Below are 23,572 nucleotides of genomic sequence, written 5' to 3' on the forward strand. Positions count from 1 at the left end.
GTTAGAGAGGGAAACCCATGCAACAGGGTATTCACCCTGAATACGTCCTCACGGAGGTGACCTGCTCCTGCGGGAACAGCTTCACCACCCGTTCGACGGTGAGCAGCGGCAAGATCCAGGCCGCGACCTGCAACAAGTGCCACCCGTTCTACACGGGCAAGCAGCGCATCCTCGACACCGGCGGCCGCGTCGCCAAGTTCAAGGCGCGCTACGCCAAGGTCAAGGACAAGGCCAAAGGCGGCAAGTAGACCCATGGCGAAGCTTGCGAGCCATGCGTTAGCCCGGAAAGCGCGGCGCTCGTGTCCCGGACACGGGCGCCGCGCTTTCGTCTCCGCCTCCGGCCTTTCGAAAGGACCACCATGACCACCGTCGCCGACAACCGACTGGCCTCGCTGCTGGCCGAGTACGCCGACCTCGAGGCCCAGATGGGCGACCCCGAGCTGCACGCCGACCCGGCGCAGGCCAAGCGGGTCGGCCGCCGCTACGCGGAGCTGACCCCGATCGCGAAGACCGCCGCCGAGATCGAGGACGCCAAGGGCGACCTCGAGACCGCCGAGGAGCTGGCCGGGGAGGACTCCGAATTCGCCGAGGAGGCCGAGCGGCTGCGCAAGCTCGTCCCCGAGCTCGAATCCAAGCTCGGGGAGCTGATGATCCCGCGCGACCCCGACGACTCCAAGGACGTCATCATGGAGATCAAGGCCGGCGCGGGCGGCGAGGAGTCGGGCCTGTTCGCCGACGACCTCATGCGCATGTACCAGCGCTACTTCGAGCGCCGGGGCTGGGCGGTGGAGACTCTCGAGAAGGTGCCCACCGACCTGGGCGGGATCAAGGACTCCTCGATCGCGGTGCGCACCAAAGGCACGCCCGAAGGCGGCAACGGCGTGTGGTCCCGCATGAAGTTCGAGGGCGGGGTCCACCGCGTCCAGCGCGTCCCGGTCACCGAGTCGCAGGGCCGCGTCCACACCTCGGCCGCGGCCGTGGTGGTCATGCCCGAGGCCGAAGAGGTCGACGTCGAGCTGAACATGCACGAGGTCCGGATCGACGTCTACCGGTCGTCGGGACCGGGCGGCCAGTCGGTCAACACCACCGACTCGGCGGTCCGGCTCACCCACGAGCCGACCGGCATCGTCGTGACCTCGCAGAACGAGAAGAGCCAGCTCCAGAACAAGGAGGCCGCCCTCCGCGTCCTGCGCGCCCGCCTGTTCGCCAGGCAGCAGGAGGAGGCCGAGGCCGCCGCCGGCGAGGCCCGCCGGTCCCAGGTCCGCACCGCCGACCGGTCCGAGCGCATCCGGACCTACAACTTCCCGCAGAGCCGGATCACCGACCATCGCATCGGGTTCACCGCCTACAACCTCGAGCAGGTCATGAACGGCGAACTCGACGAGCTGCTCGACGCGCTCGCGGCCGCTGACCGGGCCGAGCGCATGGGCACATGAGGGCCGCCCCCAGCCGGGTCCCGGGCCGGTGGGCCCGGTGACCGGCCCAGGCTGGCCCGAGGTCATCGCCGAGGCGGCCCGGCTCCTGGAGCGGGCCGGAGTGGCCTCCCCCCGCGTCGACGCCGAACTCCTGGCCGTCCATGTCTCAGGCCAGGCCCGTGCGGTCCTGCTCGCCGCCGACCCGCCCGACCCGGAGCGGATCGCCCGGTTCGAGGCGCTGGTCACCCGCCGCTGCGAACGCGTCCCGCTCCAGCACCTGACCGGCTCGGCGCCCTTCCGCTACGGCGAGATCGCCGTCGGACCGGGCGTGTTCGTGCCCCGACCCGAGACCGAGCTGCTGGTCGACTGGGCCCTGGAGCACCTGCCCCGAGGCGGTCTGGTCGTCGACGCCTGCTCCGGCTCGGGCGCCATCGCCCACGCCGTCGCCACCGAACGGCCCGACTCGCTGGTGTGGGCCGTCGAGCACGACCCCGACGCCTTCGAGTGGACCGAGGCGAACCTGCACGATACCGGCGCGACCGCCGTCCTCGCCGACGCGGTCGCCGCCGCCACGCTCGCCGAGGTCGACGGCACCGTCGACCTCGTGGTCGCCAACCCGCCGTACGTGCCGTTCGACATCGAGGTCGCCCCGGAGGTCAGATTCGACCCGTCGGGCGCGGTGTACGCCGACGAGGTCGGCCTGGCGGTCATCCAGCCGCTGGCCGTGCGCGCCGCCCGCTGGCTCAGGCCCGGCGGCTGGTTCGGCTTCGAACACGACGACTCCCACCACCGGGCCGCCCCCGAGATCCTGCGAGTCTCGGGCTTCACCGACGTGGCCGTCCACGAAGACCTGGCGGGCCGACCGCGCTTCTCAACCGGAAGGCTAGGCTTGTCGCCGTGAGGCTGTTCAACTGCACGAAGACCAAAGACCGCACCACCGGGCTCAGGTCCGCCGCCCGGGCCGTCAACGGCGGCAAGCTCGTGGTGCTGCCCACCGACACCGTCTACGGCATCGGCTGCGACGCGTTCAGCCACGCCGGCGTCCGCGCGCTCCTGGCCGCCAAGGGGCGGGGCCGCGACATGGCCCCGCCGGTGCTCATCGGCTCCAAGCGGGCCCTCGACGGCATCGCCTCGGACCTGTCGGCGGCGTCCAAGGAGCTCATCGAGGCCTTCTGGCCCGGGGCGCTCACCGTCGTCGTGCGCTACAACCCCACCCTGACCTGGGACCTCGGCGACACCGGCGGGACGGTGGCGGTGCGGATGCCGCTGCACCCGCTCGCCCTCGAACTGCTGAAGGACACCGGCCCGATGGCGGTGTCCTCGGCCAACAAGTCCGGGCGGCCGCCGGCCGCGACCGCCGCCGAGGCCAAGGAGCAGCTCGGGGCGGACGTCACCGTCTACCTGGAGGCCGGCCCCTCCGAGGAGAACGTCCCCTCGACCATCGTCGACTGCGTGGCCGAGCCGCCGCAGGTCCTGCGCGAGGGTGCGCTGACGGTCGAGCAGATCCGCAAGATCGTTCCCGAGGTCCGCGACTCCGACGGCTACGGCCCGGGGGAGCGGCCCGAGGACACCGAGCCCGAGGAGTTCCCCGAGGAGGAGCTGGGGGGCGAGGGATGAGCCCGTCTCCCGCCGCCGCCCCCACCGGAGTGAACGCTGTGTTTTGTGTCCTGCACGTCTGCACCGGCAACATCTGCCGCTCGCCGATGTCCGAGCGCATCCTCGACGGCCTCACCGGCGACGAGGTCTACAACCACGGCGTCGGCACCTCCGACTTCCACCAGGGCGAGTCGATGCACGCCAACTCCCGCCTCGAACTGATCGACCGCGGCTTCGAACCCGACGGCCACCGAGCCCGCCGCATCGAACGCGAGCACGTGGAGAGCTCGGACCTCATCCTGGTCGCCACCGCCGGCCACCTCGAATACATCGCCGAACGCTTCCCGGAGGCGCTCGACCGCACCTTCCCGGTCCGCCAGTTCGGGCGCATCGCCGCGGACGCGCTGCAGCGCCGCACCGCCGACCCGGCCGGCGGCGACCTCCAGACCCGCGCGAAGGCCCTGGTCGCGGAGGCCGCACAGCGGCGCGGCGAGTACCCCGAGGAGGACCTGGCCGACCCCTGGGGCCTGGGCAGGGCCAGCTACACCGACATCGCCGACCAGCTCACCGCGGCCCTCGAACCGGTCGCCGAGGCCCTCGAAGAGTCCCGGTGAAGACCTCCCGCGGCTTCCTCAAACCCTGCTTCGCCGTCTCGGGCGCCGCGCTGCTCGCCGCCGCCGCCATCGGCCTGATCCTCGACGGCGCGGACGCCGCCGCCGGAGCCGCGTCCGGCGTCGCACTCGCCGCGCTCGGCTTCGCCGGGTCGGTATGGGCCGTCATCGGCGCCGAGAAAATTGATATTCGTCTCACCCTGCCCGTGGCCTTGGTCACGTACGTGGTCAAGCTGATGCTCTTCGCAGCGGTCCTCGGAGTGGTGCGGTTCAGCGGATGGGAGGCGCTGTGGCCGATGGCGTTCGGCATCATCGGAGGCGCCGTCACCTGGCTGACGACCCAGGGAATCTGGCTTTATCGGGCCAAAATCCCCTATATCGAACTCGACGAGCGCGCCTGATCGCCTTGCGGGCGTTGTTTCATTGAGGTTGACAAACCCGCACCGGTGCTGCTCACCTGTGCGAGCCCGGCGGGCGCTTTCCGCCCAGTTCCTGTTAGAGTTCATCGCGACATGGCCGACAGGAAATCCCCGGATGATCAACCCCAGCCCGACGGCACGGAAATGGGTTGGCGTGCGCTGGGATATCTCTTGTCCGGCATCATCTTCTGGGGTGGTGCCGGTTATCTCGTCGACCTGTGGCTCGGACTGCCCAAAGTCGGGCTGATGGTAGGGATGCTTGTCGGTGCTGCAGCGGGTATGTACCTGCTGATCAAGCAGATGTCGAAGTTATTGACCGACATTGACTGAGAGGCGTGACTCGGTGACCGACTCAGCCAAGGTGCTGGCCTCAGACCTCCACTTCCCCCCGGGAACGGACAGCTTCAACTTCCGGGACTGGTTCGCGGGCTTGAGCGACACCGCGCTGGCCAACGTGTTCACGACCATCACCTTCGCGGTATGGCTCACCGTCGCCATCCTCATCGTGTTCTTCCTGTGGGCCTACCGCAAGCCCCGGATCGTGCCCACCAAGCGGCAGTGGCTCGCCGAATCGGCCTACGGCTTCGTCCGAAACACGGTCTCCATCGAGGTGCTCGGCAAGCGCCACGGAGTGCGCTTCGCCCCTTATCTGACGACCCTGTTCCTGTTCATCATCCTGATGAACTTCTGGGCCATCGTCCCGGCCGTGCAGATCTCCCCGAACTCGCACATCGCATTCCCCGCCACGCTCGGCATCCTGTCCTGGGCGATCTACAACTGGGTCGGCGTCAAGAAGCACGGCTTCCTCGGCTACCTGAAGGCGACCTGCGTGCCGCCCGGGGCGCCGGTGTTCATCTACCCCCTGCTGATCCCGATCGAGTTCCTGCAGAACCTCATCCTGCGGCCGGTCACGCTGGCCCTGCGACTGTTCGCGAACATGTTCGCCGGCCACCTCATCCTGCTGGTGTTCACCCTCGGGGGATTCGTCCTGCTCCAGTCGGACAACCTGCTCATCCAGAGCGTCTCGGTCGTGTCCTGGGCCTTCGCCATCGCGATGACCTTCTTCGAGCTCATCGTCATCGCCCTGCAGGCCTACGTCTTCACCCTGCTGACGGCCCTCTACATCCAGGGATCCCTCGCGGACGAGCACTGAGGGCTCGCACCGCCCCTACGTGAAGTTTTCGAATTGAACAAATCGTGCGCGTGACGGTCACGCCACGCTGACACCTAGGAGAAAAGCCATGGAAGGCAGCGTCAACGTCATCGGTTACGGCCTCGCCGCGATCGGCCCCGGTATCGGTGTTGCCCTCGTCTTCGCCGCGTGGATCACCGCCACGGCCCGGCAGCCCGAGTCGGCCGGCATCACCCGCCCGATGCTGTTCATGGGCTTCGCGCTGGTCGAGGTTCTGGCCCTGTTCGGCCTGGTTCTCGCCTTCGTCCTGCCCGTATAGCCGAACCTTAAACGGAGCGATCATGATTCACGCCGCCGAAGGAGGGGCCGGGATCCTCATCCCGGTCTGGCAAGAGATCGTCGTAGGGGCGATCGCCTTCGGTCTGCTGTGCTACGTGCTGATGAAGTTCGTCTTCCCCCGTATGGAGAAGACGTTCGAGGCACGGGTAGACGCGATCGAAGGAGGGATCGAGCGGGCCGAGCGGGCTCAAGAGGACGCCGACCGCACCCTCGAGGAGTACCGCCGCAAGCTCGCCGGCGCCCAGGAAGAGGCCGCGGCCATCCGCGACGAGGCCCGTGCCGACGCCGTCGCCGCCAAGGAGGAGATCCTGACCGGCGCCCGCGAAGAGGCCAACCGCATCATCGCGGCCGGACACGCCCAAGTCGAGGCCTCCCGCCAGCAGCTCGTCCGCGAGCTGCGCAGCGAGGTCGGCAACCTGGCCGTGGACCTGGCCGGGAAGATCATCTCCCAGCGGCTGGCCGACGACGACTCCGTGGAGCGCACCGTCGACCAGTTCCTCGCCGAGATGAGCGATGAGCCCGAAGCGAGCGGAGCGCGCTGATGTCGACGACTGGACGCGAAAGCATCGAGGCCGGCCGCGCCACCCTGGAGGCGTTCGCCGCCGGGGCCGGGGCCGAGCAGCTCACCGAGTGCGGCGAGCAGCTGCTGGAAGTGACGCGGTTCCTCGTCGACCAGCCTCGGCTGCGTCGCGCCCTGTCCGACCCCGCCCGTGAGGCGGACGACCGGGAGGGCCTGGCCCGGCGACTGCTCGCCGACCAGGTCGGCGAGGCCGCGGCCGACATCGCGGCCACGCTGGTGCGAGGCCGCTGGGGCACGCCCGCCGAACTCGTCGACGGATGCGAGCAGCTCGCCGTGGCGTCGCTGCTGTCCGCCGGCTCCAAGCAGGGCGCGCTGGCCGACATCGAGGACCAACTGTTCCGATTCGGGCGCCTGGTTGACGGTGATGCCGAACTGTCGTCAGTATTGGATGCGACCGGATCCGACCCGCGGGGCCGGGCCGTCCTGGTCGAGCGCCTGCTCGACGGCAAGGCCGAACCGGTGATGATCGAGTTGGCGGCCGCCGCGTGCTACGGCATCGGCGGACGCAGCTTCCACGCTTCGCTGGACCACCTGGTCGAGGCCGCCGCTGCGGCCCGCGATGAGGCAGTGGCCTACGTCACCGTGGCGGTGCCGCTCGACGAGCCCGGGGAGCGCAAGCTCGCCGCCAAGCTCAGTCTCATCTACGACCGCCCGGTCGGAGTGAAGGCCACCGTCGATCCGGAGATCGTCGGCGGCATCCGGGTCCAGGTCGGATCGGACCTGTGGGACGGCACCGTCTCCCGCCGCCTCGACGAGGCCCGCCAAGCTTTGGCCGGACGCTGAGATCCAGCCGGTAACTGAGAAGAAAGAATTGAGGGATACGTTCAGATGGCTGAATTGACCATCTCCTCCGATGAGATCCGTAGCGCGCTCGACGACTACGTCTCGTCGTACCGGCCGGACGTCTCGCGCGAAGAGGTCGGTACCGTCACCCGCGCCGGCGACGGCATCGCCTTCGTCGAGGGCCTGCCCTCGACCATGGCCAACGAGCTGCTCGAATTCGAGGGCGGCGTGATGGGCCTGGCCCTGAACCTCGACGTCCGCGAGATCGGCGCCGTCCTCCTGGGCGACCCGGTCAAGGTCGCCGAGGGCCAGACGGTCAAGCGCACCGGCAGGGTCCTCTCCGTGCCGGTGGGCGACAAGTTCCTCGGCCGCGTGGTGGACGCACTGGGCAACCCCATCGACGACCTGGGCGAGATCGAGGCCGAGGAAAGCCGCGAGCTCGAGCTCCAGGCCCCCGACGTCATGAGCCGCCAGCCGGTCGAAGAGCCGGTCGAGACCGGCATCAAGGCCATCGACTCGATGACCGCGATCGGCCGGGGCCAGCGCCAGTTGATCATCGGCGACCGCAAGACCGGCAAGACCCAGGTCTGCATCGACACCATCATCAACCAGCGCGCCAACTGGGAGTCCGGTGACCCGAAGAAGCAGCTTCGCTGCATCTACGTGGCCATCGGCCAGAAGGGTTCGACCGTCGCCGGCGTCAAGGCGATGCTCGAGGCCCACGGCGCGATGGAGTACACCACCATCGTCACCGCCAACGCGGACGAGCCGGCCGGTCTGAAATATCTGGCCCCCTACACCGGGTCGGCCATCGGTCAGCACTGGATGTACCAGGGCAAGCACGTCCTGATCGTCTTCGACGACCTGTCGAAGCAGGCCGAGGCCTACCGGACGGTGTCGCTGCTGCTGCGCCGCCCGCCCGGCCGCGAAGCCTTCCCCGGCGATGTGTTCTACCTGCACTCCCGCCTCCTGGAGCGCTGCGCGAAGCTGTCTGACGACATGGGCGGCGGCTCCCTCACGGGGCTGCCGATCATCGAGACCAAGGCCGGCGACATCTCGCAGTTCATCCCGACCAACGTCATCTCGATCACCGACGGCCAGGTGTTCCTGGAGGAGGGCCTGTTCAACTCGGGCGTCCGTCCCGCGATCAACGTGGGCACGTCCGTCTCCCGTGTCGGCGGCTCGGCCCAGCCCAAGGGCATGCGGTCGGTCGCCGGTTCGCTGCGACTCGACCTGGCGCAGTACCGCGAGCTGGAGGCGTTCTCGGCCTTCGCCTCGGACCTGGACGCGGCCTCCCGGGCCCAGCTCGACCGCGGCCTCCGCATGGTCGAACTGCTCAAGCAGGGGGCGGCCGAGCCGCTCCCGATGGGCGAGGCGACCGCCTCCATCTGGGCGGGCGTCGCCGGCGAGATCGACGACATCCCGGTGGGCGAGGTCCGGCGCTTCGAGACCGAGTTCCTCTCCTACCTGCGGTCCAACCACGCCGACGTCATCGCCACGCTCGGCGAGGGCAAGACCAAGGTCGAAGGCGACATCGAGCAGTCCCTCAAGAGCGCGATCGCCAAGTTCAAGCGGATGTTCAAGGCCGCGGCCGACGACGTCCACGTGAGCGACGAGGCGGAGGACGCGCTCGAGGGCGAGGTCGACGTCGAGACCGTCAAACGCGTCAAGAAGGGTTAGCCATGTCAGCGCAGCTTCGAGTGCTGCGGCAGCGGCTCAAGTCCACCCAGTCCATCAAGAAGATCACCAAGGCGATGGAACTGGTGGCCACGAGCCGCATCGCCAAGGCGCAGGAACGGGTGGAGGCGTCGATGCCGTACGCCCGCGCGATGACGGGCGTCATGACGTCCCTGGCGTCCAACGCCTCGATCGACCACCCGCTGCTCCAACCGCGCAAGAACCCGCGGCGCGCCGGCGTGCTGCTGGTGACCTCCGACAAGGGCATGTGCGGGGCCTACAACGCCAACGCGATCAAGACCGCCGAGCAACTGGTCACCCGCCTCACCGAAGAGGGCAAGGTGCCGGTCCTGTACGTCACCGGACGCAAGGGCGTGGCGTACTACCAGTTCCGCGACCGCCCGATCGAGGCGTCGTGGACCGGGTTCTCCGAGCAGCCGAAGGTCGCCGACGCCCGGGAGATCACCCGGACCCTGCTCGAAGCGTTCATGGCCGGCGCCGACGACGAGGGTGACGATCCGGGCGAAGACGGTATCCTCGGAGTGGACGAACTGCACATTGTCCACACCCGCTTCGTGTCGCTGCTGACGCAGAGCCCGGAGCCGCGCCGGATGGCGCCGCTCGAGGTCGAAGAGGTGGAGCAGCACGAGCTCGACGAGCACGTGCTGCTGCCGGACTACGAGTTCGAGCCGAACCCGGAGGCACTGCTGGACGCGCTGCTGCCGAAGTATCTGACGACTCGCATCTACGCGGCGCTCATCGACGCCGCCGCCAGCGAGTCGGCGTCGAGGCGGCGGGCCATGAAGGCCGCGACCGACAATGCCGATGAGATGATCAAGACCCTGCGGCGGAGCGCGAACGCGGCGCGGCAGGCGGCGATCACGCAGGAGATCAGCGAAATCGTGGGTGGGGCCAGTGCCCTTTCCGCCGCAGGAAGAGAGTGACGATGACTGACACTGATGGAGTGGGGCGCGTCGTACGGGTCATCGGGCCGGTCGTCGACGTAGAGTTCCCGCGCAATGCCATGCCGGAGATCTTCAACGCGCTGCACGTCGACATCGACTACGGCGGCGAGAAGAAGCAGCTCACCATGGAGGTCGCCCAGCACCTGGGCGACAACCAGGTCCGCGCGATCTGCATGGCGCCGACCGACGGCCTGGTCCGCGGCACCGAGGTTCGCGACACCGGCGGCCAGATCTCGGTCCCGGTCGGCGACGGCATCAAGGGCAAGGTCTTCAACGCCATCGGCGACTGCCTCAACCTCAAGGAGGGCGAGGAGCTGCAGGCCGAGGACCGCTGGGAGATCCACCGCCACGCGCCCGAGTTCGCCGACCTGGAGCCGAAGACCGAGATGCTGGAGACCGGCATCAAGGTCATCGACCTGCTCGCCCCGTACGTCAAGGGCGGCAAGATCGGCCTGTTCGGCGGCGCCGGCGTGGGCAAGACGGTGCTCATCCAGGAGATGATCATCCGCGTCGCCCAGAACTTCGGCGGCTCCTCGGTGTTCGCCGGCGTCGGCGAGCGCACCCGCGAGGGCAACGACCTCATCCTCGAGATGGACGAGTCGGGCGTGCTCGACAAGACCTCGCTGGTGTACGGCCAGATGGACGAGCCTCCGGGTGTGCGTCTCCGCGTGGCCCTGTCGGCGCTGACGATGGCCGAGTACTTCCGGGACGTCAAGAACCAGGAAGTGCTGCTGTTCATCGACAACATCTTCCGGTTCACCCAGGCCGGTTCCGAGGTCTCGGCCCTGCTGGGCCGCATGCCCTCGGCGGTGGGCTACCAGCCGACCCTGGCCGACGAGATGGGCGAGCTGCAGGAGCGGATCACCTCGCTGCGCGGCAAGGCCATCACCTCGATGCAGGCGGTGTACGTCCCCGCCGACGACTACACCGACCCGGCGCCGTTCACCGCGTTCACCCACCTGGACGCGACCACGAACCTGGAGCGGAAGATCTCCGACAAGGGCATCTACCCGGCGGTCGACCCGCTGGCGTCGAACTCCCGCATCCTCGAACCCGAGGTGGTCGGCAGCGAGCACTACTCCGTGGCCAGCCAGGTGAAGCAGATCCTGCAGAAGTACAACGAGCTGCAGGACATCATCGCGATCCTCGGCATGGATGAACTGTCTGAAGAGGATAAACTGACGGTGGGCCGGGCGCGCCGCATCGAGCGGTTCCTGTCGCAGAACACCTACGCCGCGAAGCAGTTCACCGGCATGGAGGGCTCCTTCGTCCCGGTCAAGGAGACCGTCGAGGCCTTCAAGAAGATCGCCGAAGGGGAGTACGACCACTTCCCCGAGCAGGCCTTCTTCATGTGCGGCGGCCTCGAGGATCTGCACCGCAACGAAGAGCAACTCCGCAAGAAGTCCTGACCCTCGCGGAGCGAGCGTTCCGGCCCCCGGACCCCGACGGTCCGGGGGCCGGCTTGGCTCCGGGGCACTCCGGTCCGGCCGCGGCCTCCGTGTTCACCTGGTGTTTTCCTGCTAGCCTCGGCTGATGCGCGACCACCTTCCAAACCCCGAGGCAGGGACTCCCATCGCGCCGTTCCCGCCCGCCACCAGCGTCGTCCACGTCGGCCCGCACAAGACCGGCACGACCGCCGTGCAGGCCTCGATGCACGCGGCCAGGGAGCGGCTCGGCGAGCACGGCGTCCGGCTGCCCAGCCCGAAGCGGAACCCCGTCGACGAGGTACGAGAAGGGGTCGGTTCCAACCCCCGGGACCCGGCCCGACCGGCCTGGTCCCGCCTGGTCGCGCAGTTCGCCGAGAACGACGACCGCGTCGACGTCGTCAGCAGCGAATTCTTCGCCGACGCCGATGACAGGGCCTGCCGGCGCGTGGTCTCGGATCTCGGTGGTCCGCAGGCCCACGTCCTGATCACGCTGCGGCCCCTGGCCAAGATCATGCCCTCCCAGTGGCAGCAGCACGTCCAGAGCGGCATGCACACCCCCTACGAGGAATGGCTGGCCGAGCTGCTGCGCCCGGACACCGACGACCGGGCCTCCGCGATCTTCTGGCACCGGCACCGCCACGACGCCTTCGTCGAACGCTGGACCGCCGCGGCCGACCCCGAGCGGGTCACCGTCCTGGTCGTCGACGACTCGAAGCCCGAGAGGCTCCTGCGCGACTTCGAGGCGATGCTCGGCCTGCCCGAGGGGACCCTCCGCAACGAGAAGAACGCCACCAACCGGTCCCTGACCGCCGGCGAGACCGAGGCGATCCGGCGGACCGCGGCCGCCTTCGAGCAGCGCCAATGGCCCAAGGAGCTGTTCCGCGAGTACATCCGCTACGGCGTGGTGCCCCGCATCAAGACCAACCGCAAGCCCGGCCCCGGAGAGGCCAAGATCGCCACGCCCGCATGGGCGCTCGACCGGGCCGCCGAGATCGGCGCGGAGATGGCCGACCGCATCGCCGCCTCCGGCGTGCGGGTGATCGGCGACCTCGGTGTGCTGCGCGGCGACGACATCAAGGCCGCCGAGCCCGGCGAGCCGCTGATCGACCCGGAAGCCACCGTCCAGGCGATCGTCGCCTGCATGAACGTCGCGATGAAGCACTACGACGCCACCGCGCCGCGGCCCGAGGCCGAACCGGAGCCCGGGGGCGCCCGGGACTCCCTGCTGCGCATCGTCACCCAGCGGGCCCGAGGCCGCCTGTCGCGGAACCGAGCCAAGCGCTGACGGCGGCCCGGCGCCCTTCCTCGATTCGGTGGGGCCGCATCCGAACGATCGGCGAACGAGCCGCGAAACGTCCGTTAAATGCCAAGTTCGTAGTGGATCCCGCTCGTAAAATCTCGCGGGTGAAGGATGCGCTTCGATATCCGCCACGAGCACATCCGGGAGACCTGTGAGCATCGCAACCGGGAGTCATGCCACCGAGTCCCGAGTGCCCCCGAACATCACGCCGTCGGTGGAGCCGAAGCTCCCGAAGTCGGCGTTCCGTCCCGACATCGAGGGCCTGCGTGCAATCGCGGTCGGCTTGGTGGTGCTCGGGCACGCCGGGTTCCCGTATCTGGACGGCGGATATGTCGGTGTCGACGTCTTCTTCGTGATCTCGGGATTCTTGATCACGTCGCTGCTGCTGCGGGAGCTGGCCGATACCGGGCGGATCTCGGTGGCCGGGTTCTACGCCCGCCGCGCCACCCGATTGCTGCCGATGGCCGCGACCGTCATCGTCGCCACGCTGGCGGCCTCCTGGCTCTGGCTGGCACCGACCCGCTTCCAGGCGATCGTCGGTGACGCCCTCTCGAGCTCCCTGTACTTCGTGAACTACCGGTTGGCGTTCGAGGGGACGCAGTATCTGAACGCCGATGAGGCGCCGTCGCCGTTTCAGCATTTCTGGTCGCTGGCGGTCGAGGAGCAGTTCTACCTGATCTGGCCGCTGCTGCTGATGGCGGTGGCGCTGATCCTCCGCGACCGGCGGGAGCTGATCCGCGACGGTCTCGCCGTAGTGCTGATCGTGATCACCGGCGCGACGTTCGCGGCCGGCGCGGTCCTGACCGAAGCCGATCCGGTGTGGTCGTACTTCGGGCTGCACACGCGCGGCTGGGAGTTGGCCATCGGTGCGCTCGTCGCCGTTGCCGCCGGTGTCCTCGTCAAGACCCCACGTACCATCGCGGCGCTGCTGATGTGGGGAGGCCTGGCGGCGATCGTCTGGGCGGCGTTCAACTACGGAGATGCAACGATCTTTCCCGGGATCGCTGCGGCGGTGCCGGTGCTGGGGACGGCGGCGGTGATCGCGGGCGGCTGCGCTGCCCCGCGCCTCGGCGCGGGCGGCATGTTGAGCCTCCCGGCGTTCCAGGTGCTGGGGAAGCTCTCGTACGGTCTGTACCTGTGGCACTGGCCGGTGCTCATGATCGGCCCGGCCGCGCTCGACATGCAGCCGACCGTGCGCCTCAACCTGGTGCTCGCGGCGGCGGCGCTCGGCATCACCGCCGTCACCTACGAGGTGGTCGAGAACCCGGTGCGGTTCGCGAAGTTCCTCAAACGCCGACCTCGACGCGGCATCGGCCTCGGAGCGGCCCTGACAGCATGCACGGCCGCCCTGGCGCTCACGGCCGGAGCGTTGCTCGCCCCCCAGAACCTCGGCGACGGCGAACCGGTCGCCACGCCGGAGGTCGACACGGTCGAAGAGCTCAACGATCTGATCCGGGAGTCGGCCGCCTACCACGGCACACCGTCGAATCTGACCCCGCCGCTCGAGGCCGCCGACGACCTCGCCGAGATCTACGAGAACGGCTGCAACACCTACATGCGGGACACCGAGGTAAAGGCCTGCAAGTTCGGCGAAGTCGGCGCCGACACGAAGGCTGTGCTGTTCGGCGACTCGCACGCCGCCTCCTGGTTCCCGGCCTTGAACCTGCTGGCCGAGGACAACGACTGGGAGCTGACCCTCCACACCAAGAGCGCCTGCCCGGCCCCCATGGTCGCCAAGAACGTCTCGGACCTGGGCGGCCGGTACCACGAGTGCGATCAGTGGCGCGACGACGCGATCGACCGCATCCTCGCCCAGAAGCCGGACCTGATCGTGGTGGGAACCAGCGAGAGCAACAACCCGGTCACCCCGGAGGGCGGCGACTCCGAACAGGTGTGGTTGGACGGATGGCGGGAGACCCTCGAACTCCTGGCGGGCAGCGGCGCCCGGATCGTGCTTCCGTCCAACCCGCCGAAGTTCGAATCGTCCGTGCCCGACTGCGTCTCGGCGAACCTCGACGATCCCTCGGTGTGCGGCGGCGCTGCGAGCGAGTTGATCGTCAACCGCGGACGCGAGCAGCGGGTACTGGAGATGGCCGAGAGCCTCGGCGTGCATACGATCGACACCGAGGACTGGTTCTGCGCCGACGACTTCTGCCCGGTCATCGTCGGAAGCATGCTGGCGTTCCGGGACTCCCACCACTTCAACACCACCTACTCCGAGTACCTGGCCCCGGTCCTGGCCGCGGAGCTGCCCGAGATCGAATAGGGAAGCGTGAATGGCCGTCTCAACCTCCACCCAAGCCGCCGAGACCCGGACCGGGCGCGATCCGGAACCGCCCCGGCGACCGAGCAAGTCGGCGTTCCGTCCCGACATCGAGGGCCTGCGTGCGGTCGCGGTGGGCCTGGTGGTGCTCGGGCACGCCGGGTTCCCGTATCTGGACGGCGGTTATGTCGGTGTCGACGTCTTCTTCGTGATCTCGGGGTTTCTGATCACGTCGCTGCTGCTGCGGGAATTGAACGGGACGGGCCGGATCTCGGTGGCCGGGTTCTATGCCCGTCGCGCCACCCGATTGCTGCCGATGGCCGCGACGGTCACAGTCGCGACCCTGGTCGCCTCGTGGCTCTGGCTGGCACCGACCAGGTTCGCGGCGATCGCCGGTGACGCGCTGGCCAGTTCGCTCTATTTCGTGAACTACCGGTTGGCGTTCGAGGGCACCCAATACCTGAATGCCGATGAGGCGCCGTCGCCGTTTCAGCATTTCTGGTCGCTGGCGGTCGAGGAGCAGTTCTATCTTGTATGGCCGCTCCTCCTCATTGCGGTGGCGCTGGTCCTGCGCGCGCGCCGCGACCTGATCCGCGACGGGCTCGCGGTCGTCCTGATCATGATCGTCGGCACCACCTTCGCCGTCAGCGCGCTGCAGACCCAAGCCGATCCGGTGTGGTCGTACTTCGGGCTGCACACGCGCGGCTGGGAGCTGGCGATCGGAGCGCTCGTGGCGGTCGCGGCCACCGCGCTGGCGCGAACACCGCGGCCGCTCGCGGCGCTGCTGATGTGGGGCGGCCTGGCGGCGGTCGTGTGGGCGGGGTTCAACTACGGCGACTCGACCGTGTTCCCCGGGATCGCTGCGGCGGTGCCGGTGCTGGGGACGGCGGCGGTGATCGCGGGCGGCTGCGCAGCCCCGCGCCTCGGCGCGGGCGGCATGTTGAGTCTGCCGCCGTTCCAGGTGCTGGGGAAGCTCTCGTACGGGTTGTATCTGTGGCACTGGCCGGTGCTCATGATCGGCCCGTCCGCACTCGGACAGGAACCGTCGGTCAGACTCAACCTGGTACTCGCGGCGGCGGCGCTCGGCATCACCGCCGTCACCTACGAGGTGGTCGAGAACCCGGTGCGGTTCGCGAAGTTCTTCAAGCGGCGGCCCTGGCGCGGCATCGGCCTCGGAGTGGCGCTGACGGGCGGTTCGGCCGCGATCGCCATCGGAGCGGGTCTGCTCTTCGCCCCGCAGGCCACCGGCGGCGCGGACCCGGTCGCGACCCCCGAGGTGGACACCGTCGAGGAACTCAATCGGCTCATCGGCGACTCGCTCGAGCGCGAGGGCACGCCGTCGAACCTGGCGCCGCCGCCCCTCGATGCCAAGAGCGATCTGCCCGAGGTCTACGCGACCGGCTGCCACGCCGAGACCGAGCAGACCGAGGTCGACCCGTGCGTCTACGGTCATGCGGGCGCCGATACGCGGGTCGTGCTGTTCGGCGACTCGCACGCCGCCTCCTGGTTTCCGGCGCTCCGGGAGCTGGCCGAACGGAACGGCTGGGAGCTGACCTCGTACACCAAGAGCGGGTGCCCGGCGCCGATGATCATCAAGAACGCCCGCGATCTCGGTGGCCGGTACCACCAGTGCGAAGGGTGGCGAGAGGCCGCGATCGAGCGGATCGTCGGCGACCGGCCGGACCTCGTCGTCGTCGGGTCCAGCGAGGGCAATACGCCCATCACAGAGGACGGTGAATCGGTCGCCCAAGCCTGGGTGGACGGCTGGAGGGCCACGCTCGAACGGCTCCAGGAGAGCGGGGCCGAGATCGTGCTGCCGTCGAACCCGCCGAGCTTCGGAGTGAACGTGCCCGACTGCGTCTCCGAGAACCTCGACGACCCGTCGGTGTGCGGGGGACCGGCGAACGAACTGATCCGCCGCGGCGAGCGCGAGCAGCGGGTACTGGAGATGGCCGAGAGCCTCGGCGTGCACACGATCGACACCGAGGACTGGTTCTGCGCAGGCGGCACCTGCCCGGTGATCGTCGGCAACATGCTCACCTTCCGCGACTCGCACCACTTCAACGCGACGTACTCGGAGTTCCTGGCCCCGGTCCTGGCCGGAGCGCTGCCCGACATCGACTTATCGCAATGCCGTTCAGTTAGGGGCCGGCGATGACGCTGATGTCGAGGGTGGCTTTGTAGGTTCGGCGGTCGACCGGGCCTTTGGCTCGGTGTTTGGAGATCGCGCGTTTGACCACGCGGGGCGCGGTTCGCAGCCTGCGTCCGGGCAGCAGGTACTGGTGCACCTGCCGCCCGATCAGGCCGGTGAGGTCGATGGCCTCGTCGTCGACGATGTTCTCGGCTCGGGTGAGCTGGTCGCGTGCGGCCTCGACACCCGGCCCACAGCCCTAACTGAACGACATTGCCGCTAAGCGGCGCATAAAAGGGGCGCTCGAGACTACGGATCAGATGCCGCGTCCGCGCCGGTGGAGGGCGGACATGACGGCGGGGACGCCGACGATGCCGGCCGCCGCGGCGGCGGCGACCGCCGCGCGCGGTTCGCTCGGGTTCGACCTGGTCGCCCGTAGCGCCCACCGCAGCGCCGCCCGGCGGTCGCCGATCGCGGCGTGCCAGCAGGCGAGCTGGCCGTAGACCCGGGCCGCGCCCTCAGGGCTGCCGTGGATCTCCGGGTGCCGCGCCAGGATCCACCGCAGCGAGGAGATCTTGGTGTCCCAGCGGGTCTCGAAATGCGAACCGGCCCAGTTGATGAGCGCGTACGGGGTGTCCACGTGCGCGATCGGGCGGCGCCTGGCCGCCCGCAGCAGCATGTCCCAGTCCTCGTTCTGGCTGCCGGGCGCGTCCTCGGCCACCAGTCCCAGCCCGCCCATGAGGGCCTCGCGCCGGAACAGGAAAGTCGAGGAGTGCAGCATCATCATCCGCGACCGCAGCAGGTCCGCGTGCCGCACCGTCGCCTGCCCGGCCACTCGCGAGTTCCGGCGCCCGCGGTAGTCGACCTCGATCGCGGCCGTGCACATCTCGGCCTCGGTGCCGAGGGCCGCGACCTGCGCGGTGAGCTTGCCCGGCAGCCATTCGTCGTCGTCGTCGAGGAAGGCGATCAGTTCGGTGCCGAGCTCGGCGATGCCGGTGTTGCGGGCCCCGGCCAGGCCGGGAGTGCGTTCGTTCTTCATCACCTTGACCGGCCGCTGTCCGCCGGAGGCGAGCTCCTCGTCGGGGGCGGCGCGGTCGAAGACGACGACCGTGTCGAGCTCACCGGGGTAGAACTGGGTGACCACCGAGCGGAGCGCCTCGCGCACCTGCCGGGGCCGGTCGTGGGTCGGGATCACGACTCCGACCGAAGGCCAGTCGCTCATTCGCCGCCTCCCTGCGAGTGCACCCGGCAGGCGTCGTCCGGGGCCGACCGCCCGTCGTCGGGTGCGGGTTCGTCTTCGTTGAGATAGCCGTAGCGGCCCAGCAGCGGCCGGGTCAGGGTCGACACCATCCGGCGGGTGCTCTCCGGCAGATCCTCGGCCCACGCCTCGTCGGTCCGGATGGGGATGCGGCCGACGGTGAACCGCATCGGGTTCCCGGCCGCCGAGTGGCTCGGGCCGAGGTCGGCCCAGCCCTCGCCGATGAAATTCAGGTCGGACTCGGCCAGGTCGAGCCCGCAGAACCGGGCGAGGGAGGCGATCACCTTGCGGGGGCGCTCGATGATGCGCTCGTAACGGACCCGCCGCACCGGCACGCCGCGCCGCGCCAGCAGGCTGAACGCGGCGTTCTGGGCGTTCCAGAGCATCGCGGCCTTCGTGGGGGAGTAGCGGGTCATCTGCTCGCCGGTGGGCGACTCGGGCCGGCGGACCTTCTTGGTCCAGGAGTAGGCCACGCCGCGGGAATCGCGCACCACGTGGAGGATGCGCAGGTCGATGTTCGGCGACCAGCGCAGGCAGTAGGCCAGCGAGGCGTGCTTGGAGGAGTCGACCACGACCCGGGCGTTCGTGTCGGCCGCCGCGGCGGCGTAGACGCGCTCGAAATAGGAAGCGTACTCGCGCACGAGCCGGTGCTGGTCGGTCGCGAGCTTCTTCCCGGCCAGCACCGGGATGTGCCGGGTCCGGTCCACGGTGGCTTTGAGGGCGGAGAGCCGCTCCACGTCGACCCGGTCCCAGGATCCGAAGGCGGCCTTGCCGATGCGCTGCCAGAACTCGCAGTGGGAGAAGGTCGCCCCGCAGGCGCACATCTCGTCGGCGACCAGGTCTCGTTCCCACAGGTGGGTGATCTCCCCCAGGGGCATGACGCCCGGCAACTGCCCGAGCAGGCGTTCCAGGAGCGTCGTGCCGCTGCGGCCCAGACCTCCGATGAACACCACCCGGACGGGGTTCTCGGACTGCTCGGCCGTGTCGGCGATCTTGGCGCTCACTGGTCGCTGCTCCCCGTTCTCGTCGTCGGTGCTCGTATGGGTAACGACTCTGGGTGGGGTGGGGGACACGCCCTGAGGTGAAAAATCCCGGAAAAGGCGGCGGATCGCCCTACCGTCTGATGGCATGGAGCGTTACGGCCCGATGCGGCTCGCTTGCCCGGACCGCCGGATGGAATCCCGGATCCGCGTGGGCGGCGTACGACTCGATCCGGTGACCGAACCCGAAGCCGTGGCCCGGGTGATGGCGGCCCTGGAGACCGGCCGCGGCGGCCACATCGTGACCCCCAACGTGGACATCGCCGCCGCGGCGAGGAAGAGTGCCGACCTGCGCGCACTGATCGACGCCGGCGATCTGGTGACCGCCGACGGCGCCCCGCTGGTGTGGGCCTCCAGACTGGCGGGCACGCCGCTGCCGGAGCGGGTGGCCGGGTCCGACCTGGTGTGGAGTCTCGCCGAGGCCGCCGCCGAGCGGGGCCTGCGGCTCGCGCTGCTGGGCGGCACTCCGGACAACGCGGCCCGGCCGACCGAGCGGGCCGCGACGGTTCTCGAACACCGCTTCCCGGGCCTGAAGGTGGTGGGCGCCTGGTGCCCGCCGATGGGCTTCGACCGTGACGACTCGCAATGGCGGTCCCTCGTCGCCCGCTTCGAGGCGGCCGCGCCCGATCTGGTCTACGCGGGCCTGGGCTTCCCGAAGCAGGAGCGCGTGATCGCCCGCCTCCGCGAGGCCGCGCCGCGGACCTGGTTCCTCGGCTGCGGCGCCGGCATCGACTTCCTGGCGGGCTACCGGCGCCGCGCCCCCGAATGGATGCGGCGCACCGGCACCGAATGGACCTACCGCCTGGCCTCAGAGCCCGGGCGCCTGGCCCGCCGGTACCTCCGCGACGATGTCCCCGAAGCGCTCCGGCTCCTGGCCGAGGCCGTCCGCGCCCGCCGCGCTGGCATTTCGTAGCCCATTCGGTCTACTGAAGGTATGAATGCAATGACTACCATCAAGGTCACCACGGATCTGCGAGACCGGATCGCGAGATTGGCTGAAAGTCGGCACTTGACGATGGCCGGAGCCGTCGAGCGCGCGATCGACGTGGGTGAGGAGGAAGAATTCTGGGCCAGGGCGAGGGCCGTCATGGGTACCGCCGCCGCTCGTGCGGATCTCCGGCGAGAAAACGAGCGGTTCGCGACGGTGCTGGAAGATGAACTCGAGCCGGAAGACTGGAGCGACCTGCTGTGAACCGAGGCGACATCTACCTGTGCGATTTCGGAGATCCGCTCGGACACGAGCAGGGCCACATGCGGCCCGCCGTGATCGTCTCACGTGATGAGATGGCGAGTTTCGGTATACCTGTAGTCGTACCAGTATCGAGAACCCGGAAGGAGTATCCGACCCATGTAGAGCTGGAGGAGGCCCTACCGGTCACGAGCTACGCCCAGTGCGAGCACCTGCGCACCGTTTCTACACGGCAGCTCATCAAGCATGCCGGCGCGGTCGACGGCGTGCAGATGCTCAAAATTGAACTCATCCTGCGCCGAATTCTCGGTCTAACGTGAGCCCTCAGCGCCGCCGGGCGATGTAGACGACGTCGGTCGCCCACTTCGACAGCGGCGAGGCCAGGGCCGCATCGACACCCCTGGCGAGCCACGAGACCGGTCGGCGGTAGCAGCCCCGGGTGAACAGGGAGAAGCCCTGTACTCCCACCAGATCGAAGCCGTGGCGGTCCAGCAGCTCGCGCATCTGCTCGTGCGACAGCTCCTGGAACCAGGTGCTCGTGTCCAACCGCCCGAACGTCTTCCGCAGGTGGCGCAGGGAACCGGCGTTCCCGTGGTTCTCCACCACCAGCAGCCCCGCGTCGGCGTCCGGCAGCGCGGTCGCGGCGAAGTCCATCAGCCGGTCCCGCAGCTCGTCGTTCACGTTGAGCACGAACCGGAAGGCCGTCACCAGCGCCGGACGGCTCGGCACCACCTCCGGGACCGCCTCGGCCGGACCCACCAGGTGCGCCATCCCCGGCGTGCCCAGTTCGCGGCCCTTCGCCAGCATCGCCTCCGAGGTGTCGTAGCCGTGCGAAACCGCCACCAGGCCCGCCAGCATCCGCGCCACCCGACCGGTGCCGCATGCGAAGTCGTGATGGACCGGCGGCACTTCGAACGCCGCGGGCACGAGCCCGCGCAGCCATCCGGCCTGACGGGAGCTCACGATCGACGAGAACGTGCCGGGCGCGTAGGTGCGCTCGGCGTACTTCTCGACCGCGTCCGGGTCCTGGAACACCTCGGTGTAATGGGTCGCCAACGGATTCCCCTAGTTCTCGATCCTGCGTCGATAGCGCAGCAGCGCCGCCGTCCACACTGCTCCCGCCGCCCCCAGGGCGGCCGGTGTCCACGGGGCGCCCAGCAGTCCGGCCGCCAGCGGCGCCGCGCCGAAGCCGACCGCGCAAGCGGCCAGCGAACGTCTGGTCAAAGCGCCGAACGGGTGCAGTCCGTAGGTCCGCCACAACTGCGCGAGTGGAATCAGATTATTCACCAGAACCGCCGCCGACCATGCGATCGCCGCGCCGACGACGCCGAGGGAAGGAATCAACGCCAGATTCAACGCCACGTTGACGGCGAGTGAAATCGAGACGTCGACCATCTGCCACCCGGTCCTGCCCGCCATCGCCAGCATCGAGTCGACCACCCCGCACGCCGAGGCGATCATCATGGCCGGCACCAGGATCCACACCACCGCGCGCGCCTGGCCGGTCACGTACTCGGAGCCGAACAGCCGCAGGTACCAGTCGGCGCACAGCCCCACCCCCAGGTATACCGGCCAGGTCAGGGCCACGATCCAAGCCGTGGACTCCTGGTAGATCCGCACCGCCGAGATCGGTTCCCCGTTCGACATCGCCGCGGCCGCCCGCGGCTGCACCGCCTGCCCGAGCGCGCCCGAGACGAGCTGGCCGACGATCACGAACCGCGTCGCCACCGTGTACACCGCGGCCGGACCGAGCCCGGCCAGCGCCGCCACCAGCACGATGTCCAGCCGCTGGAGCGCGATCTGGGCCACCCCGGCCGCCGCGCGCGGGGCGGTGAACGCCCAGAACGCCCGGGCGTCGATCCGGTCGGGGAAGCCGGGGTAGGCCGCCGGCATCAGCCGGTGCCGCCGGTGCAGGTACCACCCGGCGGCCGCGGCCGCCGGCAGGTACGGCAGCACCCACGCGGCGGTGACGGCGGTGGACGAGGCGGAGCCGCTGAGGGCGACCGCGATGAGCGCGGCCAACTGCGTCAGCGTGCGGCCCAGCTTGTCGATGGCGACCGTCGGCCCCATCAGCCGGTAACCGCGGGTCGCGGCCAGGAACGCCTCCATCGCCACCGCCGCCGGTACGAACCCGGCCACCAGTCGCACCAGGTCGGGCCTGGCGGCCATCGGAGCCGCCGCGAACAGCGCCGTCGCGGCCGCGCAGGAGGCGATCACGGTCGGCCACAACCCGATGCGCAGCGCCGATTCGATCGCCGCCTCGCGCCCCGCCCGGTGGAGCCTGGCCACCCAGTACACCAGCCCGGTGGGGGTGCCCAGGCGGGCCACGGCCCCGGCCACCAGGAACACCGACGTGACCGCGAAGAATCCGCCGGCCTGGGCCGGGGAGAGCACGACCGCGACCAGCCAGGTGATGACCAGGCCGCTGCCGCCCGCGACGGCGGCGCCGACCAGGTTGACCAGGCCGCCCCGTGCGGTCCCCCTCATGTCGGCGGCCGCGGTCCGCTCGCGCGGTCGGGCCGCTGTCAGCGCCTCCAACTCGGCGTCCCGCCCAACCAGTCGGCCAGCCGCGCGTCGTACGGCTCGAAGTGGTCGGTCAGGCGCCGCCGCAGCGCGTCCGGCATCGGGGACGGCCGGCCGCGGGCGTTGTGCCGGGAGAAGGCGAATTCGCCGATCCACGGCAGCCCGAGGAACCGCAGCACGCGCTCGAAGGCGTCTTCGGGGCGGGAGAAGAACTCCCCGGAGTCGAGCACCAGGAGCCGGTCGCGGCCCACCTGGTCGGCCAGCGGCTCCAGGTAGTCGGTGTAGCGGCCCCGTGCGAGGTAGGCGTGGTGCTGGTGGTCGAAGCTGTAGTGATCCGCGTCGGCGCGGAGCCGCTCCTCGACGCCGAACAGCCGGTCAGGTTCGGCTCCGATGGCGGTCTCGAAATCGTCGATGTCCTCGAATTCGCGGGCGATCTCGTGGGCGTGGTGGGACCAGGCCCGCTCCACCGGGTCGCGGACGAGCACGATCACCTTGACGCCCGGCAGGTCGCGGGCGAAGCGCGGCGCGGCCAGCGGGTGGTAGAGGTAGTACGGGCTCGACTCGAATCCGACCGGGACGAGTCCGGTGTGGTCGGCCGCGCGCTGCGCGGCGGCCTTGGTGGGGAAGTGCGCCCGGTACCAGGACAGGCCCCGCCGGTAGCCGGTGTCGAAGTAGTGGACTCCTTTGTGGAACACCGGCTTGAGCATGGCCGGATGCTGCGACAGGGCGCGGTACAACGACGTGGTGCCGCACCGCTGTCCGCCGCAGATCAGCAGCCCGGGGAGGATGCGGGAGGCCGCGGTCAGCCGCCCGAGGGTCCGGCTGGACCGGCCGACGACGGCCCTGACGGGAGTGGGAACCCGTTCTCTGATCATCCGCTCGCTCAATCGATGCTCCTAACAGTCCATAATGCTGATCGGTGGG

General features: G+C 69.5%; 26 protein-coding genes. 20 read left to right on the forward strand and 6 right to left on the reverse strand.

Annotated features, from left to right (window positions below):
- Positions 1-17: 17 nt before the first annotated feature.
- The 17 genes from rpmE (at position 18) to CUT39_RS11615 (ending at position 16,665) form a co-directional block, all read left to right on the forward strand.
- Positions 18-248: a 50S ribosomal protein L31 gene (gene rpmE, locus CUT39_RS11535; protein WP_100446655.1), complete on the forward strand. Its 231-nt coding sequence runs from the start codon at positions 18-20 to the stop codon at positions 246-248.
- Positions 249-359: 111 nt separating this feature from the next.
- Positions 360-1,436: a peptide chain release factor 1 gene (prfA, locus tag CUT39_RS11540; RefSeq protein WP_100446657.1), complete on the forward strand. Its 1,077-nt coding sequence runs from the start codon at positions 360-362 to the stop codon at positions 1,434-1,436.
- A 37-nt stretch (positions 1,437-1,473) separates the two neighbouring features.
- On the forward strand, positions 1,474-2,316 hold the full coding sequence (prmC, locus tag CUT39_RS11545; RefSeq protein WP_198587068.1) for a peptide chain release factor N(5)-glutamine methyltransferase: 843 nt from the start codon (positions 1,474-1,476) through the stop codon (positions 2,314-2,316).
- Positions 2,313-3,032, forward strand: coding sequence for an L-threonylcarbamoyladenylate synthase (locus CUT39_RS11550; RefSeq protein WP_100446661.1), 720 nt, complete (start codon positions 2,313-2,315; stop codon positions 3,030-3,032). The genes prmC and CUT39_RS11550 overlap by 4 nt, the downstream gene beginning before the upstream one ends.
- On the forward strand, positions 3,029-3,625 hold the full coding sequence (locus CUT39_RS11555; protein ID WP_100446663.1) for an arsenate reductase/protein-tyrosine-phosphatase family protein: 597 nt from the start codon (positions 3,029-3,031) through the stop codon (positions 3,623-3,625). Before CUT39_RS11550 ends, CUT39_RS11555 begins: the two co-directional genes overlap by 4 nt.
- Positions 3,622-4,023, forward strand: coding sequence for a hypothetical protein (locus tag CUT39_RS20300; protein ID WP_100446665.1), 402 nt, complete (start codon positions 3,622-3,624; stop codon positions 4,021-4,023). Before CUT39_RS11555 ends, CUT39_RS20300 begins: the two co-directional genes overlap by 4 nt.
- Positions 4,024-4,134: 111 nt before the next feature.
- The gene (locus CUT39_RS11565; RefSeq protein ID WP_100446667.1) at positions 4,135-4,371 is read left to right on the forward strand and encodes an AtpZ/AtpI family protein; all 237 of its coding nucleotides are present in this window, start codon (positions 4,135-4,137) and stop codon (positions 4,369-4,371) included.
- 13 nt (positions 4,372-4,384) lie between these two features.
- The gene (atpB, locus tag CUT39_RS11570) at positions 4,385-5,194 is read left to right on the forward strand and encodes a F0F1 ATP synthase subunit A (protein ID WP_100446669.1); all 810 of its coding nucleotides are present in this window, start codon (positions 4,385-4,387) and stop codon (positions 5,192-5,194) included.
- 88 nt (positions 5,195-5,282) lie between these two features.
- On the forward strand, positions 5,283-5,492 hold the full coding sequence (locus CUT39_RS11575; protein WP_100446671.1) for an ATP synthase subunit c family protein: 210 nt from the start codon (positions 5,283-5,285) through the stop codon (positions 5,490-5,492).
- A 19-nt stretch (positions 5,493-5,511) separates the two neighbouring features.
- Positions 5,512-6,054 carry a F0F1 ATP synthase subunit B gene (locus CUT39_RS11580; RefSeq protein WP_408611139.1) on the forward strand — a complete coding sequence of 181 codons (543 nt, stop codon included), beginning with the start codon at positions 5,512-5,514 and terminating at the stop codon, positions 6,052-6,054.
- Positions 6,054-6,875: a F0F1 ATP synthase subunit delta gene (locus tag CUT39_RS11585; RefSeq protein WP_100446675.1), complete on the forward strand. Its 822-nt coding sequence runs from the start codon at positions 6,054-6,056 to the stop codon at positions 6,873-6,875. The genes CUT39_RS11580 and CUT39_RS11585 overlap by 1 nt, the downstream gene beginning before the upstream one ends.
- 45 nt (positions 6,876-6,920) lie before the next feature.
- Positions 6,921-8,555, forward strand: a complete 1,635-nt coding sequence (gene atpA / locus CUT39_RS11590) for a F0F1 ATP synthase subunit alpha (RefSeq protein WP_100446677.1) — start codon at positions 6,921-6,923, stop codon at positions 8,553-8,555.
- Positions 8,556-8,557: 2 nt separating this feature from the next.
- Positions 8,558-9,496, forward strand: a complete 939-nt coding sequence (locus CUT39_RS11595) for a F0F1 ATP synthase subunit gamma (RefSeq protein ID WP_100446679.1) — start codon at positions 8,558-8,560, stop codon at positions 9,494-9,496.
- Positions 9,497-9,498: 2 nt separating this feature from the next.
- Positions 9,499-10,926 carry a F0F1 ATP synthase subunit beta gene (gene atpD, locus CUT39_RS11600; protein ID WP_100446681.1) on the forward strand — a complete coding sequence of 476 codons (1,428 nt, stop codon included), beginning with the start codon at positions 9,499-9,501 and terminating at the stop codon, positions 10,924-10,926.
- A gap of 124 nt (positions 10,927-11,050) precedes the next feature.
- Entirely contained in the window at positions 11,051-12,229 is a 1,179-nt protein-coding gene (locus CUT39_RS11605) for a hypothetical protein (protein ID WP_100446683.1), read from the forward strand.
- Positions 12,230-12,395: 166 nt separating this feature from the next.
- Entirely contained in the window at positions 12,396-14,510 is a 2,115-nt protein-coding gene (locus tag CUT39_RS20785) for an acyltransferase family protein (protein ID WP_100446685.1), read from the forward strand.
- A gap of 10 nt (positions 14,511-14,520) precedes the next feature.
- A complete protein-coding gene (locus CUT39_RS11615) occupies positions 14,521-16,665 on the forward strand; it encodes an acyltransferase family protein (RefSeq protein WP_100446687.1) in 2,145 nt (714 codons plus the stop codon).
- On the opposite strand, the gene CUT39_RS20310 is transcribed toward CUT39_RS11615, so the two are convergent.
- From CUT39_RS20310 to CUT39_RS11625, 3 genes are all read right to left on the reverse strand, one after another.
- Positions 16,649-16,795: a hypothetical protein gene (locus tag CUT39_RS20310; RefSeq protein WP_157930627.1), complete on the reverse strand. Its 147-nt coding sequence runs from the start codon at positions 16,793-16,795 to the stop codon at positions 16,649-16,651. The genes CUT39_RS11615 and CUT39_RS20310 overlap by 17 nt on opposite strands.
- A 159-nt stretch (positions 16,796-16,954) precedes the next feature.
- Complete coding sequence (locus CUT39_RS11620) at positions 16,955-17,860, reverse strand: glycosyltransferase family 2 protein (RefSeq protein WP_100446689.1); 906 nt, start codon at positions 17,858-17,860, stop codon at positions 16,955-16,957.
- Positions 17,857-18,900, reverse strand: coding sequence for a sulfotransferase (locus CUT39_RS11625; RefSeq protein WP_232805715.1), 1,044 nt, complete (start codon positions 18,898-18,900; stop codon positions 17,857-17,859). Before CUT39_RS11625 ends, CUT39_RS11620 begins: the two co-directional genes overlap by 4 nt.
- A gap of 211 nt (positions 18,901-19,111) precedes the next feature.
- On the opposite strand from CUT39_RS11625, the gene CUT39_RS11630 reads away from it, so the two are divergent.
- Genes CUT39_RS11630 through CUT39_RS11640 form a run of 3 tightly spaced genes read left to right on the forward strand, consistent with a single transcriptional unit; the run spans position 19,112 to position 20,445 of the window.
- A complete protein-coding gene (locus CUT39_RS11630) occupies positions 19,112-19,849 on the forward strand; it encodes a WecB/TagA/CpsF family glycosyltransferase (RefSeq protein ID WP_232805716.1) in 738 nt (245 codons plus the stop codon).
- A 30-nt stretch (positions 19,850-19,879) separates the two neighbouring features.
- A complete protein-coding gene (locus CUT39_RS11635) occupies positions 19,880-20,128 on the forward strand; it encodes a toxin-antitoxin system protein (protein ID WP_100446693.1) in 249 nt (82 codons plus the stop codon).
- Entirely contained in the window at positions 20,125-20,445 is a 321-nt protein-coding gene (locus tag CUT39_RS11640; protein WP_157930628.1) for a type II toxin-antitoxin system PemK/MazF family toxin, read from the forward strand. Before CUT39_RS11635 ends, CUT39_RS11640 begins: the two co-directional genes overlap by 4 nt.
- A gap of 4 nt (positions 20,446-20,449) precedes the next feature.
- On the opposite strand, the gene CUT39_RS11645 is transcribed toward CUT39_RS11640, so the two are convergent.
- Genes CUT39_RS11645 through CUT39_RS11655 form a run of 3 tightly spaced genes read right to left on the reverse strand, consistent with a single transcriptional unit; the run spans position 20,450 to position 23,523 of the window.
- The gene (locus CUT39_RS11645; protein WP_100446698.1) at positions 20,450-21,181 is read right to left on the reverse strand and encodes a methyltransferase domain-containing protein; all 732 of its coding nucleotides are present in this window, start codon (positions 21,179-21,181) and stop codon (positions 20,450-20,452) included.
- 9 nt (positions 21,182-21,190) lie between these two features.
- Positions 21,191-22,663, reverse strand: coding sequence for a lipopolysaccharide biosynthesis protein (locus CUT39_RS11650; protein ID WP_100446700.1), 1,473 nt, complete (start codon positions 22,661-22,663; stop codon positions 21,191-21,193).
- Positions 22,651-23,523 carry a sulfotransferase family protein gene (locus CUT39_RS11655; protein WP_100447102.1) on the reverse strand — a complete coding sequence of 291 codons (873 nt, stop codon included), beginning with the start codon at positions 23,521-23,523 and terminating at the stop codon, positions 22,651-22,653. The genes CUT39_RS11650 and CUT39_RS11655 overlap by 13 nt, the downstream gene beginning before the upstream one ends.
- Between the last annotated feature and the right edge of the window lie 49 nt (positions 23,524-23,572).

It is taken from the genome of Glycomyces xiaoerkulensis (genome assembly GCF_002798405.1).
GTDB classification, from domain to species: Bacteria; Actinomycetota; Actinomycetes; order Mycobacteriales; family Micromonosporaceae; genus Glycomyces; species Glycomyces xiaoerkulensis.

What these genes read in the sequence shown, in the direction of transcription:
- rpmE (WP_100446655.1), top strand. Translation starts at nt 18, where the DNA reads ATGCAACAGGGTATTCACCCTGAATACGTCCTCACGGAGGTGACCTGC.
- prfA (WP_100446657.1), top strand. Translation starts at nt 360, where the DNA reads ATGACCACCGTCGCCGACAACCGACTGGCCTCGCTGCTGGCCGAGTAC.
- CUT39_RS11555 (WP_100446663.1), top strand. Translation starts at nt 3,029, where the DNA reads ATGAGCCCGTCTCCCGCCGCCGCCCCCACCGGAGTGAACGCTGTGTTT.
- CUT39_RS11565 (WP_100446667.1), top strand. Translation starts at nt 4,135, where the DNA reads ATGGCCGACAGGAAATCCCCGGATGATCAACCCCAGCCCGACGGCACG.
- CUT39_RS11575 (WP_100446671.1), top strand. Translation starts at nt 5,283, where the DNA reads ATGGAAGGCAGCGTCAACGTCATCGGTTACGGCCTCGCCGCGATCGGC.
- CUT39_RS11585 (WP_100446675.1), top strand. Translation starts at nt 6,054, where the DNA reads ATGTCGACGACTGGACGCGAAAGCATCGAGGCCGGCCGCGCCACCCTG.
- atpA (WP_100446677.1), top strand. Translation starts at nt 6,921, where the DNA reads ATGGCTGAATTGACCATCTCCTCCGATGAGATCCGTAGCGCGCTCGAC.
- CUT39_RS11595 (WP_100446679.1), top strand. Translation starts at nt 8,558, where the DNA reads ATGTCAGCGCAGCTTCGAGTGCTGCGGCAGCGGCTCAAGTCCACCCAG.
- atpD (WP_100446681.1), top strand. Translation starts at nt 9,499, where the DNA reads ATGACTGACACTGATGGAGTGGGGCGCGTCGTACGGGTCATCGGGCCG.
- CUT39_RS11605 (WP_100446683.1), top strand. Translation starts at nt 11,051, where the DNA reads ATGCGCGACCACCTTCCAAACCCCGAGGCAGGGACTCCCATCGCGCCG.
- CUT39_RS11615 (WP_100446687.1), top strand. Translation starts at nt 14,521, where the DNA reads ATGGCCGTCTCAACCTCCACCCAAGCCGCCGAGACCCGGACCGGGCGC.
- CUT39_RS11620 (WP_100446689.1), bottom strand. Translation starts at nt 17,860, where the DNA reads ATGAGCGACTGGCCTTCGGTCGGAGTCGTGATCCCGACCCACGACCGG.
- CUT39_RS11635 (WP_100446693.1), top strand. Translation starts at nt 19,880, where the DNA reads ATGACTACCATCAAGGTCACCACGGATCTGCGAGACCGGATCGCGAGA.
- CUT39_RS11655 (WP_100447102.1), bottom strand. Translation starts at nt 23,523, where the DNA reads ATGATCAGAGAACGGGTTCCCACTCCCGTCAGGGCCGTCGTCGGCCGG.